Origin of the sequence: Paenibacillus gansuensis, assembly GCF_042684925.1 — a bacterium.
Taxonomy (GTDB): Bacteria; Bacillota; Bacilli; order Paenibacillales; family DY6; genus Paenibacillus_N; species Paenibacillus_N gansuensis.
Window position 1 is genome coordinate 253,027 of record NZ_JBHUME010000008.1, and the last position, 13,215, is coordinate 266,241.

Annotated in this window: 12 protein-coding genes; 6 read left to right on the top strand and 6 right to left on the bottom strand. The window is 50.1% G+C overall.

The window, feature by feature from the left end; translation table 11 throughout:
• Positions 1-68: 68 nt before the first annotated feature.
• The 4 genes from ACFSUF_RS13375 to ACFSUF_RS13390 are packed head-to-tail and all read left to right on the top strand — an operon-like array spanning position 69 to position 4,182.
• Positions 69-1,604 (top strand): spore germination protein, encoded by a 1,536-nt coding sequence (locus ACFSUF_RS13375; protein WP_377603414.1) that lies wholly within the window; start codon positions 69-71, stop codon positions 1,602-1,604.
• The gene (locus tag ACFSUF_RS13380) at positions 1,601-2,785 is read left to right on the top strand and encodes a Ger(x)C family spore germination protein (protein ID WP_377603415.1); all 1,185 of its coding nucleotides are present in this window, start codon (positions 1,601-1,603) and stop codon (positions 2,783-2,785) included. The genes ACFSUF_RS13375 and ACFSUF_RS13380 overlap by 4 nt, the downstream gene beginning before the upstream one ends.
• Before the next feature lie 39 nt (positions 2,786-2,824).
• On the top strand, positions 2,825-3,070 hold the full coding sequence (locus tag ACFSUF_RS13385; RefSeq protein WP_377603416.1) for a hypothetical protein: 246 nt from the start codon (positions 2,825-2,827) through the stop codon (positions 3,068-3,070).
• Between the two features lie 2 nt (positions 3,071-3,072).
• Entirely contained in the window at positions 3,073-4,182 is a 1,110-nt protein-coding gene (locus ACFSUF_RS13390) for a GerAB/ArcD/ProY family transporter (protein WP_377603417.1), read from the top strand.
• A gap of 147 nt (positions 4,183-4,329) precedes the next feature.
• On the opposite strand, the gene ACFSUF_RS13395 is transcribed toward ACFSUF_RS13390, so the two are convergent.
• Positions 4,330-5,190, bottom strand: a complete 861-nt coding sequence (locus tag ACFSUF_RS13395; RefSeq protein ID WP_377603418.1) for a phytanoyl-CoA dioxygenase family protein — start codon at positions 5,188-5,190, stop codon at positions 4,330-4,332.
• A gap of 117 nt (positions 5,191-5,307) precedes the next feature.
• On the opposite strand from ACFSUF_RS13395, the gene ACFSUF_RS13400 reads away from it, so the two are divergent.
• Entirely contained in the window at positions 5,308-6,069 is a 762-nt protein-coding gene (locus ACFSUF_RS13400; protein ID WP_377603419.1) for a helix-turn-helix transcriptional regulator, read from the top strand.
• Positions 6,070-6,133: 64 nt separating this feature from the next.
• On the opposite strand, the gene ACFSUF_RS13405 is transcribed toward ACFSUF_RS13400, so the two are convergent.
• From ACFSUF_RS13405 to ACFSUF_RS13425, 5 genes are all read right to left on the bottom strand, one after another.
• Positions 6,134-7,522: an MFS transporter gene (locus tag ACFSUF_RS13405; RefSeq protein ID WP_377603420.1), complete on the bottom strand. Its 1,389-nt coding sequence runs from the start codon at positions 7,520-7,522 to the stop codon at positions 6,134-6,136.
• Between the two features lie 87 nt (positions 7,523-7,609).
• Entirely contained in the window at positions 7,610-8,185 is a 576-nt protein-coding gene (locus ACFSUF_RS13410) for a TetR/AcrR family transcriptional regulator (RefSeq protein WP_377603421.1), read from the bottom strand.
• A 211-nt stretch (positions 8,186-8,396) separates the two neighbouring features.
• Positions 8,397-9,209: an SDR family NAD(P)-dependent oxidoreductase gene (locus tag ACFSUF_RS13415; RefSeq protein WP_377603422.1), complete on the bottom strand. Its 813-nt coding sequence runs from the start codon at positions 9,207-9,209 to the stop codon at positions 8,397-8,399.
• A 71-nt stretch (positions 9,210-9,280) separates the two neighbouring features.
• Positions 9,281-9,859 (bottom strand): TetR/AcrR family transcriptional regulator, encoded by a 579-nt coding sequence (locus ACFSUF_RS13420; protein WP_377603423.1) that lies wholly within the window; start codon positions 9,857-9,859, stop codon positions 9,281-9,283.
• A gap of 389 nt (positions 9,860-10,248) precedes the next feature.
• On the bottom strand, positions 10,249-11,544 hold the full coding sequence (locus ACFSUF_RS13425) for a M14 family metallopeptidase (protein WP_377603424.1): 1,296 nt from the start codon (positions 11,542-11,544) through the stop codon (positions 10,249-10,251).
• A gap of 127 nt (positions 11,545-11,671) precedes the next feature.
• Here ACFSUF_RS13425 and ACFSUF_RS13430 point away from each other — a divergent pair, with 127 nt between their 5' ends.
• Positions 11,672-13,180: a methyl-accepting chemotaxis protein gene (locus ACFSUF_RS13430; protein WP_377603425.1), complete on the top strand. Its 1,509-nt coding sequence runs from the start codon at positions 11,672-11,674 to the stop codon at positions 13,178-13,180.
• The last annotated feature ends 35 nt before the right edge of the window (positions 13,181-13,215 follow it).

Consider the following 13,215-nt stretch of genomic DNA (forward strand, 5'->3'; position numbering starts at 1 on the left):
CGTAATAATTCCCCCTCTCTATGGTAAAAATAGAAAAAAATAACGGGTATGGACAAGGGGATGATCATTTGCAATGGCTTTTTAAGCTGCTTAAGACAGAGCGGACCCCAAATCGGGACCAAAAAGCCCAGGTGCAGCCACCTCATGCTCCCTTGTTTTCTCCTGAACTTCGAGAGAAAACAGAGCGGCTCAAAGCGCGTATGGGAGACAGTTCGGATCTGGTCACCCGCGGCCTTACCGTTCAATGGCCTCCTGAGCGGATGATGCATATCGAATTTCACTATGTGGACGGTCTGGTTGACAGCGACTTAGTACAAAAACTTCTGATCGGATCCGTCATGGACCGGAAACCGCCTGCCAACCAGCCGGATGCGGATCCATTACAGCTCCTGTCCGATTACATCATCAATGCGGGACAGCTGGAAACCGTGAACAATGAAGAGGATGCCCTGTTTCGTCTGGTGAGCGGTCAAGTGCTTTGTTTTGTTGACACTATCGCTCCAGGCCTTGCTATCGCTTTACCCGGCATGGAAGACCGGGGCGTGAGCGAATCAAAGGCCCAGACGGTTGTACGGGGACCGCAGGATGCTTTTACGGAAACGCTGCGTACCAATACGTCCCTTGTCCGGCGCAGAATTAAAGACCCGAGAATGCGGGTGGTAGAACTTTCTGTCGGGACGGTAACAAAGACTAACGTCGCTTTACTGTACATCCGGGGCGTTGCGGACGAGCAGATGGTCGAGAAGGTACTAGAATCCATCCGTTCGATTCCTTTGGAAAGCGTATTGGAGGGCCAGTATGTTGAGGAGTTTATTCGAGATCCCAGAGGGTCGCTGTTTCCAACCGTTCTGAATACGGAAAGGCCCGACTCTGTATCCGCGGCCCTGGTCGAAGGCCGGATCGCGATCATTGTGGACGGTACCCCGTTTGTACTGATTGTGCCTGCCCTGTTTCTCGATTTCATCCAGTCTGCCGAAGACTATTACCAGCCTTATATATACAGCAACTTTATAAGGATGATCCGGATTCTGACCCTTTTTGGTTCCATGCTGGCGCCTTCATTTTATATCGCCGTTACAACCTTTCATCAGGATTTGCTGCCCAGCCAATTGTTGTTTAGTTTGGCTGCCCAGCGCGAAGGGGTTCCGTTCCCTGCTTTTATTGAGGCGCTGCTTATGGAAGTTACGTTCGAGATTCTCAGGGAAGCCGGAATCCGGATGCCGCGGACGATCGGCCAGGCCGTCTCTATCGTGGGAACGCTTGTCATCGGGCAAGCGGCCGTCGAAGCGGGGATTGTTTCCGCAGCCATGGTCATTGTTGTCGCCATTACCGCGATTACCAGCTTCGTGATGCCTTCTTACAATCTGTCGATCGCGATCCGGCTGAGCCGTTTTTTGTTCATGGCGGCGGCGGCATCATTCGGGATCTACGGAATCGTCATCGGCTTGCTTATTTTAATTACTCATCTATGCAGCCTGCGGTCACAAGGCATACCTTATATGGCACCGTACGCACCCAAGAATAAGAAGGAAACGACGGACGCCTTATTCCGGATTCCCTTTTCTTCCAAAAACCGCCAAAATCCAAAAGGGGGATTGAAATGAGACGCTTGCTCTGCATTACTCTTTCCCTGTTTCTTCTCACTGTGACGTTATCCGGCTGCTGGAGCAGGAGAGAATTGAACGAGTTGTCCATGGCTGTTGCCGCCGGCATTGATAAAGTTGGGGACGAATACGAATTAACCTACCAGGTTATCGATCCTTCCCAGATGTCTAAAGCAGGAAGTTCCGACAGGTCGCCTACCATACTTAATACCGAGAAAGAGAAAACGCTGTATGAGGCATCCCGGAAAATGACCACAAAGGCACCGCGTGTGTTCTATCCTTCCCACCTCAGACTGCTGATCATCAGCGAGAGACTGGCCAAAGAAGGCATTAAGAAGCCGCTTGACATCATGATGCGGAATTACGGTCTCCGGCCTGATTTTTTCGTCGTCATCTCCAGAGGACAGAGTGTCCGGGACCTGATGGGACTGGTAACGCCATTCGAACTCATTCCGGGCATTGAAATGCGCAGATCTTTAAAAGTGTCCGAGGATACTTGGGCACCGACAGCGGCTGTAAAAATACTGGAATTAATGCAGGTGATGAATGATCCGGGCCAGGAGCCCGTATTAACAGGTCTGGAGCTGCTTGGAGACATTGAAAGAGGGAAAACAGCGGAGAACGTGAAGCAGCCTACCACCTTGGGCGAATACCAGTACAATGGACTGGCTGTTATGAAGAATGACAAAATTCTCGGCTGGATCGGCGAAAAGGACAGCAAAGCCTTCAATTATATAACCAACAAAGTAAGAACGACAGTCGGCAGTGTCAGCTGCCCGAATAAAAGCAAACATCTATGGGTTGCTGAAGTAACGAAGTCACATTCTGCTCTTCAGCCCTCCATCAAACACGGCTCTCCGGCAATGACCATCCAAATGAGGATCGAAGTTAACGTAGGCTCTTACGAATGTGAAGACGATATAACGAAAGAACGGACGATTCGGGAGTTGGAGAAAGAAGGCCGCAAAGCGCTGAGTGACATTTTAACCCACGGAGTTCATACTGTGCAGCAGAAGTATGGTGTCGATATTTTCGGTTTCGGAAGCGCGGTTCACAGAAAATACCCGAAGCAATGGAAAGTATGGGGCAAAGATTGGAACCGGCACTTTAAAGACATGCCGGTTGAAGTCTTGTGCGACTACCACATCCGCCGCACCGGACAGATCACAAACACTTTATAAACGTATGGTTTGTAAGTTTGTAAGTCGGGAGGGCATGTGATGACACTCTTTTTTTTAGCGGCGGCCTTTGGCCTGTACTCCATCGGAAAAGACGGGGTACTGTTATGGAAGGGAAAATCCTGGATGGATTTGATGAAATATGCGGTTTTGCTCGCTTTGTCCTTGAGCCTGGCGTGGTACCAAGGCAGCGGGCGTTCCTTGCCGAATCCGGTGGATGCCATTAATCAGGGTTTTGGCCCGATCAGCAAACAACTTAACTTGCTTCTGGGGGGCAAAGGAGAATGAACATGAGCAACAAGGTAACCTCCCGTCAGGCTGTAAGATGGCTAATACTATACTACTGGGGCAGCGCCATCCTCTTTCTTCCGGCCGGGCTTGCCATAGAGTCGAAGCAGGACGCCTGGATGGCCGTCATTCTTGGCGTTGGGCTGCAGCTGATCTGCATTCCTTTACTTATTGCCTTATCCAGACGGATGAAAGGCCGGACATTCCCGGTCTTCATGGAACATATCCTCGGCAGGACAGCTGCGAGAATGTTTGTATTTGCCTTTACGTTGTGTTTCCCTTTTCTCATAATGTGCTTCACGCTCCGCAATTTAGGTGATTTTATCGTTTCATCCATCCTGGTAGGAACCCCGCTCGAAGCGGTTCATTTTCTAGTGCTAATGGCCTCCGTTTATGGCGTTGCCCGAGGAGCAGACATTATTGGCAAATCTGTGGAGCTGATCTACCCAGTTGTCTGGACCCTGATTCTGATCCTGATAATCTCAGTGCTGCCGAATTACGAATGGAACTCCCTGCTCCCTATGCTGGAACATGGTCCGCTGCCCGTCGTCCGGGCTTCGCTCTTGCTGTTTGCTTTCCCTTATATGGAGGCCGTCCTACTAACAGGACATCTCTTGAAAGACCCTGCGGAAATAAAGGGAGTATTTGTAAAAAGCACGTTATTAAGCGGCATTGGGTTTCTCCTAGCTACCATAGCGAGTATTACGGTCCTTCATGCCGATATTACGGCCCAAACGATGTATCCCAGCTATTTGGTAGCCCGGACCGTTTCCATTGCCGACTTTTATGAAAGGATAGAGATTCTACTTAGCATCATTTGGTTAGTAACGATCTATTTCCGGTTAACCTTGCTGCTGGAGGTCTCGAATACATGCTTGACCTATGCATTGAACATGAAGAAGCCCCATACCCTATTAATTCCACTGTCCATCATTACTTTGGTGATGGCGAATGTCGTTTGGCCGAACTCAACATACCTGACTGAGTTTTTAGGGGTGTGGCCGTCTTATGCGATGGTGTTTGGCCTGGGGGTTCCGGCAGCCCTGCTGTTGGTGGCATTAATTCGGAAGAAGCGCAAAGCTCCAGCCAAAAACGAACCTGTAAACCGGTAAGATGATGCAGGCGCCCTTTAGATCGTTCTATTTGAACGGTTGCACGTTTTATACAAAAAGAAAATGCCGGGCTTACCGCCCGGCTTTAATCATAATTAATACAAATTAACGTTTGTGATATCAACCTCGTTTGCTTCTTGTCCAGCGTTAGGAATTCCGCCCGTTCATCCGCCTCGCGAACTCTCCCAGCTGATTCCAGGCTGAGCCGTACGACATGTCACCGCCGCGGTTTGGCAAAGTGACTATCCCCACATCACACCGGACAATGCCTTTGCTCGTGCCGCTTATCATTAACCCTGTATCGTCAAAGAGAGCGTCTGCAAGCTGATGCGCGTCAGCGGCTCTGTAAGAGAATACCAGCCCTCTGCGCGGGCGGCCGGACAGATTAGCTCCAGATCCATGTAACGTTAAAGCATGATGGATGCTTATCCCGCCCGCCCGAGGAGTAATGTTCACTACGTCGTCCGGATCAGCGGGATGTTCCCAGTACCTGCTTTCCTGGCATTCAGCTGTAAACAAGCCGTCCTTCTCATGATCCAGAATCCCCAGCTTGTGGCTTCCTTTGACCATCTGCATACAACCGTTTTCCAGGGTAGCATCATCGAGCATCACCATGACCGACAGCAGGTCCGTGTTCGTATGCGGATAAAAAGCAAAATCCTGATGCCAAGGGAACACGCCGGTTCCTTTTGTAGCCGGTTTTGTCGCAAGTTTCGAATGCTGCAGCTGGATATCCGGCCCAAGCAGAGGCTTGATGCGTTCTACGATGGCCGGATGTGTTGCCAGAGCAAGAAATTCGGGATGCAAGGACGTGATGCCGAGCGAATGGACTGTTTTCGTTTCAAAGTCTTTTCCAGGCCTGAGCGCCGTAACCTTCGGATGCTCGCATGCCTCCCGTAAAGCATCTATTATGCTTGGGTCGAATACATCGTCAATAACAAGAAAGCCGTTTTCCCCATACTGCTCCATCTCTTGACTGCTCAATCCAAATTGCTTGGTTTCGTTCATCCCTGTCCACTCCCTGTTTGGAATTTCTCTTACAACTTCATCATAAGGGTGACAAGGATCTTCTGCTATAATAGACTAGGGAAAAAATATCATATTTCAGGGAATTGGGGAATTTGGATGAAGGGAATTATGGAGTTTTTTTATTACAATTCTTACAAATCCGGAACTTACGTGGACTTTCACCAGCACAGCTGTTTCGAATTAGTATACTATGTATCGGGGAAAGGTGCTATGAACCTGGATGGCAGGGAGTTAAGGTACTCACCCGGAAGCATGACACTGACAAGACCGAATTTCATGCACGACGAACGCCACACGGAGGCGACGGATGTAATGTTCTTCGGGTTCCAATACGATGATGAACCGGTCCATCTGGGCAACGGATTATTGGAAGACACGGAAAACCGCGAGGTGCACACGCTGATTGAACTCATGAAACATGAGCTGTTGGACCGTAAAGCCCATTATGACATTCGTGTAAATCTCCTGTTAAATGAAGTGATCCTCTTACTGGGGCGCCTGACTGGGAACGAGAAGACTGCGGCTCCTCCTCCCGAGAAACTGTTTTATGCCAGGCGTTACCTGGATGAGAACTTTGCTCAGCCAATAAATTTAAGGACACTAGCCGAGCTGTCCGGTTACAGCGAAGATCATTTCCGTTCCCTTTTCAAGCTGAAAACGGGGTTATCCCCTTACCAATATGTTATAAGCAAGCGTCTGGATGCCGCAAGGCAGCTACTCCTTCATTCTGCGTCAACCGTTAGTACGATTGGAATGGAATGCGGATTTTCCACTTCCTCGCAGTTTATTGAGATGTTCAGACGGCATTACGGACAGACACCCCTGCAGTTCCGAAAAGCCAAACAGGCCGAAAATTAACCGTTGCAAACGTACGGTTAACTTTCAGCCTATCTGTACTGCTTTGCTAAGCAGCGTTCTTCTGTCAACCCGCGTTCACGGTGACGGCGTCCTTCTCCCTGCTCTTTGCATGCCTGCGGTAAAGGAACACGCAAGCGATAGTGAGTACGGCTACGAAAACCATCCCCCAAATGATATTATCGAATGCACGCACTTGCGGTAAAGCATGCTGCCAGACAAGCGCCGTGCCCGAAAGAGCGACACCGAAGGCTCCGCTGAAAAATTGCAGCAGCTGGAATAGTCCCATACCTGAACCGATAAACTCCTTGGGCAGCAAGCGTGACATTTCGTTCGAAACAGCGCTGGATAGAGCGGTAAAACTGACGGTCGTAAACACATAGACAATGGCAATGGCGTAGTAAGAATAAATGGCTGTCAGTGCCATCAAAACGATCGAGACCAACAGCAGCCATGGAACATACCGGAGAATCACACCATTGCCGTAGCGGTCGATAATGCGGCCTACCCGATTCGACACGAACATGGCCATCAGCGCGCCCGGAAACAGAACCAGTCCGGACATGCCCGGAGCCAGTCCGTAGACACGGGAGAGCATTTGCGGTGCAACGAACAAGAAGCTGAAATTGATCAAATACGCGCCGATCCCGATGGCACCCAAAGACATGTAGGCCTGGTTGCGAAACAAGCTCGGCTGTACGAAGGGGTTAGCTGCCGTACGGATCCGAAGCGCGAACAGGATCAAAGCAAGCACCCCGATAAATAGAGCCAGCAAGCTTTTGGTTGTCAGGAACAGCAGCAGCCCTGTCGTTCCTGCACCGACAAGCAGAGCACCGATGAAGTCAAACGTGCCGCTGGATGCCGTTTCCCTAGGCAGCGTCAGCAGAAATACCGGTATAATAAGCAAAATAATTCCGGTAATGACAAATAGAAAATGCCATCCCAAATATTGTACTACGGATCCGCCGATGACAGGTCCAAGTCCCAGCCCTAAAGAGCTTGCGGACAACAGGGTCGACATCGCCCGGCCGCGCCGGGACAAGGGGATATAACGCGTGAGGAGGACGATACCAAGGGAAGGTATCGCACCCGCTCCCGCAGCTTGTATCAGCCTCGCGACGAGCAGCAGAGCGAAGCCGTTGCTAAACATACCGAGAATAGAGCCTATACCGACCGATAACAGCGCTGCGGTGAACAACCTTCGAATGGGCACAAAATCGGATAGCCTGCTATAGGTAATCGAAGACATGGCGAACATAATGGAGTAGCCGGTCACGATCCACGACACTGTGGACGGGCTCAGCGAGAATTGTTCGGCCACCTTAGGAAGCGCCAAATTGAACATCATCGTGTTCATAACGACAAGAACGATTGTAATTCCTAGGCTAAGGGAAACTGTCTTTTCCTTAAAAACCCACTGCGTGCCCTTATTAGAGACACCGGTACTGTTACCCATGCTTATGGAACCTCCCTGTAAATATGAATATATTTTGTTCATTTATGAGAATGGTCATTCTATTTTGCCGAAAAAAATTGCATCGCCCTAAACTTCAAGCAATGCCAAAGCGGTTTCCGCGATCCGGTGCAGCTTCTTTTGGTCAGCCGAGGTTCGGACAAGCACACGCAGCCCAAGCATCGTACTGTGAAGATGTGCCGCTAATTCGCCTGCGTCCCGCATGTTTGTAAACTCCCCGTTTTCCTGGCCTTTCCGGATCAGATCGGTTATCAGCCCTTCCGTTCGTTCAAAGCTCTCCCTTGCTTTAGCATCCACTTCCGGATCCCGCAGCGCAAGCTCTACAGACATGTTTACCACCAAACAGCCTGGAGGCTTATCCTCCATACCGTCAATGATGAAATCGAACAGAGTACGCAAGCCTTGTCTAGCACTAGGGGCATTGATAATTTTCTCCAACCGGCCGCTTACAAAATTCCTGTATACTTCTACCGCTTGCAGAAACAATTGATGCTTATCCCCGAACGTGTCGTATAAGCTTCTGCGGTGAATCCCCAGATGTTCGACCAGGTCATTAATCGATGTCTTCTCATAGCCTTGTTGCCAGAACAACTTCATCGCTTTTAACAGAACTTCATTGACGTCAAATTCCTTAGGTCTGGGCATAGGGCTGTACCCCCTTCCATGGTACAGTTATATCATAACGAGAACGATCGGTAAACAACTAAACGTTGTCAAAAAGGTGTCAAGCCATAAATCCAGAACCGGAAACAAATAGTAAAGAACAAACAGCCGACGATTGGGGTCAACTGTTTGTTCCTCCTTGCTCCTTGCTCCTTGCTCCTTGCTCATTTCAAGTTAAAACGTCCTCAGCTGATTAATCTGCTTCCGCTGAACGCTCGAACCAATGGTTCAGCTCTTCCAACCGGCCTTTGTATGCTTCACGAATCGTATAGGCAGCTTGGGAACCAACGGCCAAACGAAGAGGTGCATTATCGCTTTTTAGAACGGAAATGATCAATTTAACTGCTTTTGCCGGATCGCCGATGTTGATGCTCGAAATCCCCTTCTCATACGCCTCATACATTTGAACATATTCCTGCTTCCTTTCGGTTTGTTCCAGGGAAGTGCCCAAAAATTCTGTCGCGAACACGCTAGGCTCTACAATGGTTGTTTTGATGCCAAAGCTGGCAAATTCCTTAGCAAATGCTTCGGAGAAACCTTCTACTGCGAACTTGGAAGCCGAATAGATGCTGTATGGAGGCATGGACCAAGTACCAAAGAAGGATGACAAATTCACATAATGACCCGATCCTTGGCGTTTGAATACAGGCAATGTTGCTTTGATTACATCCAACACACCAAACACGTTAACGTCGAACTGCTTCCGGATTTGCTCATCTGTATATTCTTCGAGCATGCCGAACAGGCCGTAACCGGCGTTGTTTACCACGACATCGATTTTGCCGAATACGTCAACGGCTTCTTGTACAGCGGATTGAATCTGCTCTTTATTGGTAACGTCCAGGGCAGCAAGGTGAACGCGATCCGGAGCCAGTGCTTTAAAATCTTGAATGGCATCCAATTTCCGCGCCGTTGCTACTACTTTGTCTCCTGCCTGGACCAGCTGCTCCACAAAGTGCCGGCCAAACCCTGTTGATGTTCCTGTAATAAACCATACTTTACTCATAGTGTTCAGTCTCCTTTGTTATATTTTGAGAACAATCATTCTCATATTGACAAAAAAATGTCCAGCCCTGCTTACTTATAAAGCAACAGAAGTGCTGTATCTGCAATGCGGTGCAGCTTGCTCCGATCAGCCGAAGTGCGGGCGAGTACACGCAAACCAATCATCGTGGTGTGAAGATTCTCTGCTAGTTCCTCTGTGCCCAAGGAATTGGAAAACTCTCCGCTTTCCTGCCCCTTACGGATCAGTTCCGCAAGCAGCCTCTCCAGCTCTTCAAAGCTTTCTCCCGCATGCGCATCAGCTTCCTGATCGCGGAGGGCAAGCTCGACAGCCATATTCACAAACAGGCAACCCGGAGGCTTGTTTTCGTAACCTTCAATCATGAAGTCAAACAAAAAGCGCAGAGCTTGTTTGGAACTGCCGGCGTCAGCGATCCCTCTTTCAAATTGCCCTTCCAGAAAATTTTTATACGCTTCTACCGCTTGAAGAAATAATTGATGCTTATCCCCGAACGTGTCGTATAAACTTCTGCGGTGAATGCCAAGATGTTCAACCAGGTCATTGATCGAGGTTTTTTCATAGCCTTGCTCCCAGAATAACTGCATTGCTTTCAGCAGGACTTCATTGACATCAAATTCCTTCGTTCTGGGCATCAGCTGCTCAACTCCCTCCCGTGTACTAGTTATATCATAATGAGAACGATCAGTAAAGAATAAATTTTACCGATCATTCTCATATTGGTCGACCCTTCCTTTTGGAATGAAATCTTTATACTTATTGTTAGTGTTAGTATTTCTTTCTCCAATTATTAAACTAATTCCCCCATAGGTAAAAGACTCCTTGCATAGCTTCTCTCAGCCCTCCGCGAGTCAACTGCTGGTTTTCATGATGTGAAATATTTCTTTTTGTTATTTAAAACGACTTACCGGAACGACACCGGGACAATACCGGGTGCGAAAAGACCAGCTTTAAGTTCGAGTTCGAACAAAATGCTGGCCTTGTTTTCCCTTATTGTTTTATCAAAAGTCATTCTAGCCAATGATTACTCTTCATACTGCAACAACCCCCGATATGCCAGCACGCCGCGCAGCGCCAGTTCGAAGTCATCGGCAGCCTTTCGGCGCCACTTCGTTTCGGTCGGGTAGAACATCTCACTATACCGATTGCGTACGATCTGCTCCGTCGTTTCATTGGAGGCTCCGTACCAATGCAGCCGGTTCTCGTCCACCGTGTTACGAAGCGACTGGATAGAGCCCACCGTGCCGTCGCCCAGCGTACCGAACTCGAAGCAGGTGGAATACAGCTGCTTTTCAGGATACTCTGTCTTCTTAAGGTGGTAGAAGTACTCGCTGATATCGCCGCTGGCTGCGTAGAATTCCTCCGAGTCCGGCGTGAACACCAGCGGATACCGGAACGCTTTGACTGCCTCCTGCTCCGTCATCGTCTCGCTCATCGTTGTAAAAATGCTCATCTGATACCGGGGGCCATAGCCCGTATGCACGTCTATATGTGTAATGTTCTCGTACGGACTTTCAAGTACTTCGCGGAACAGCCCCTTGATGTACGCCGTAGACGGTTCGTCCCGTTCTCCGCCGTAGTAGACCCCGCGCGGGCTGCGGTATTGTCCGGTCAGCAAAGCGTCCGCAATAACGCCCACTCCCTGAGGCACGGCATTAGCTGCGAATTTCGCATAGAAGCCCAGCTCATGATGCGGCGCATAACCCAACGGGCCGTCACTTTCCAAGAACGATTGCACCTTCGGATAATCCTTGTTAACATCGCGGTCGAAGCTTCCCCAATCCGGAACGAAATTACGATTGAGATCGACATTATTCTCGTTATACCGGCGCTGGTGCTTCATGCCCCAAGGGTTCACGCCGTGCACTAGCAGAATTCCGGTGGTCTCGGGATTCAGCTCGCTCGCATGCTGCTTCACCAGCAGATCCAGCATGGCCGAACCGACGAACCCTTCTACGCCGTGAACGCCTGTCGTAATCAGCAGCAGGTTCTTCTTAACGCCGTTCGGCTCCGCGTGAATGCTGTCCGTGTACAGCCCCGGCTCGCCGCCGATCGCTTTGGATATCAGGCTGACCTTCTTCCACCGCTGCATCAGTGTCTCCTTATAGGTAAGAAAGCGGGACCTGGAGCTATCGTAATCTGTCGGATATGCCGCCAGCACATCGTCGCTGTGCTCCACCCGATTCGGCTTTGACAGCTGCAACAGAGCGACCGGCGCAGCAAGTTCCGCCAGCAGCAGCACGATGAAAAGAAAGAGCAGCACACGGGTTGTTTTGCGTCGTAATAGGCGTTGAGCATTTGAGGGTAAAGATAATTTCATGAAATTCCTCCGGTGATGTATGATTGGGTACCTCCCTTTATTCGACAAAATCTACATAGATTATTAGAGCCTACCGATATAAATTAGTAGGAAAGTTTTACGATAATTTGACAAAGTGAGGTTCAACATGGTTAACGGAGCATTCTTGCGGGAGAATGGGGAAGCGGTAAGCCGCACCCTGTACAAAATGTTTGTCGTCGCGTCCATCGTCATGATGTGCAACAGTGTATTTCAGATCGCTCTGTTCGGGGTGCCTAAACTTAATTTCATGGGCATTGCCTATCAGCTGCTTTTTCTGTTATTCCTGATTCCAGCGCTGTACTACCGGTTCGGCTCCAATAAAGAGCGGTTCAAGCCGCTGTCAGTAGCGAGTTTGATGATTTTTGCGTTGCTGCTTCATACCGATTCATGGGTAAATGTGCCGTTCATCTGGCTGTTTCCAATCGGTCTTGCGAGTCTGTACGCGGATTACAAGCTAATCCGGCGCACATTCTACTTCACCTTGCCGCTGCTGGTTCTGTCGCAGTTTACGCACTACTACTTTGCGGCCCCAATGCGAATTGAGTCCTCGCTGAACCGATCTGTGCTTACTGCGATCTACTATGGAGCGCAGTTCCTGTTTATCGGCTTCATCTTTATTAATAGTACGCGCCGGTCGAGTCTTATGCTCCAGCAGAGTCAACAGCTGACGGAGCAAATGGGCAGCGTGCTGGATACGATTCAATCCGCCTCCGATCAATTGAACGGCAATGTGATGGATTTGAACCGGAGCATCCAGTCGGCGGATCGTACAGTGTCGACCATTCACGGTTCGGCGGGTACGATCTCAGAGGAATCGCATCAGTTCCTGTCATCGATTCGGGGCGTAGAAGAAGATATCGGCGCGATTGTGAATGTCATGGGCGAAGCCTCAGCCAAAACGAAAAGTGCAGGCCAATATACACTCGAAGTGGTTCGTATGGCGGATCGGAACAAGGAAGAGCTGCTGGCCACGATGGAACGGATGGGAGAACTGCAGCAGGCGTCGGGTCAATCGGGAGAAGCGGTGAACGAACTGGCTTCCAAAATCGAGCAAATCCAGATTATTTTGAACGGTATCCTAGATATTGCCGGGCAGACGAATCTGCTGGCGCTGAACGCGTCCATTGAAGCCGCTCGCGCTGGGGATCAGGGGCGGGGCTTCGCAGTTGTCGCAGGCGAGGTGCGCAAGCTGGCTGAGCAGACGGAGCGCTCGTCGAATCACATTCAGGAGCTGCTCACCGAGGTGGCTGTCACGAAGGAGCATGTCATCACCTCGCTCCGCAGCTCGGACGACATGATCCAGAACACAGTGCAGTCTATCCAGTCCAGTGCGTCGGATTACGGCAAGCTCGTCGATATGCAATACGAGATGAGCCGGATGCTGCAGGAGATGAACGACGCGGTCTTCCGGCTTGCGGAAGACGGACGGGCCTCCGCCTCCGCCGTCGCTTCGCTGCGCGAAACCCATGCGGGCAACATGCGGGAGCTGTCCGCGATGGCGGAAAGGATGCGCGAAGTGACTGACTCGTTCGGACAGATGGGCGCAGCTGTGCAGCTGGTGAGCGAACGGTCGGACGCCTTGGCCTCGCTCCGCACCAAGAGCGAAGCGAAGTAGCTGGCGGGCACTTAGAAACAGCGGCAGTCTTGGAC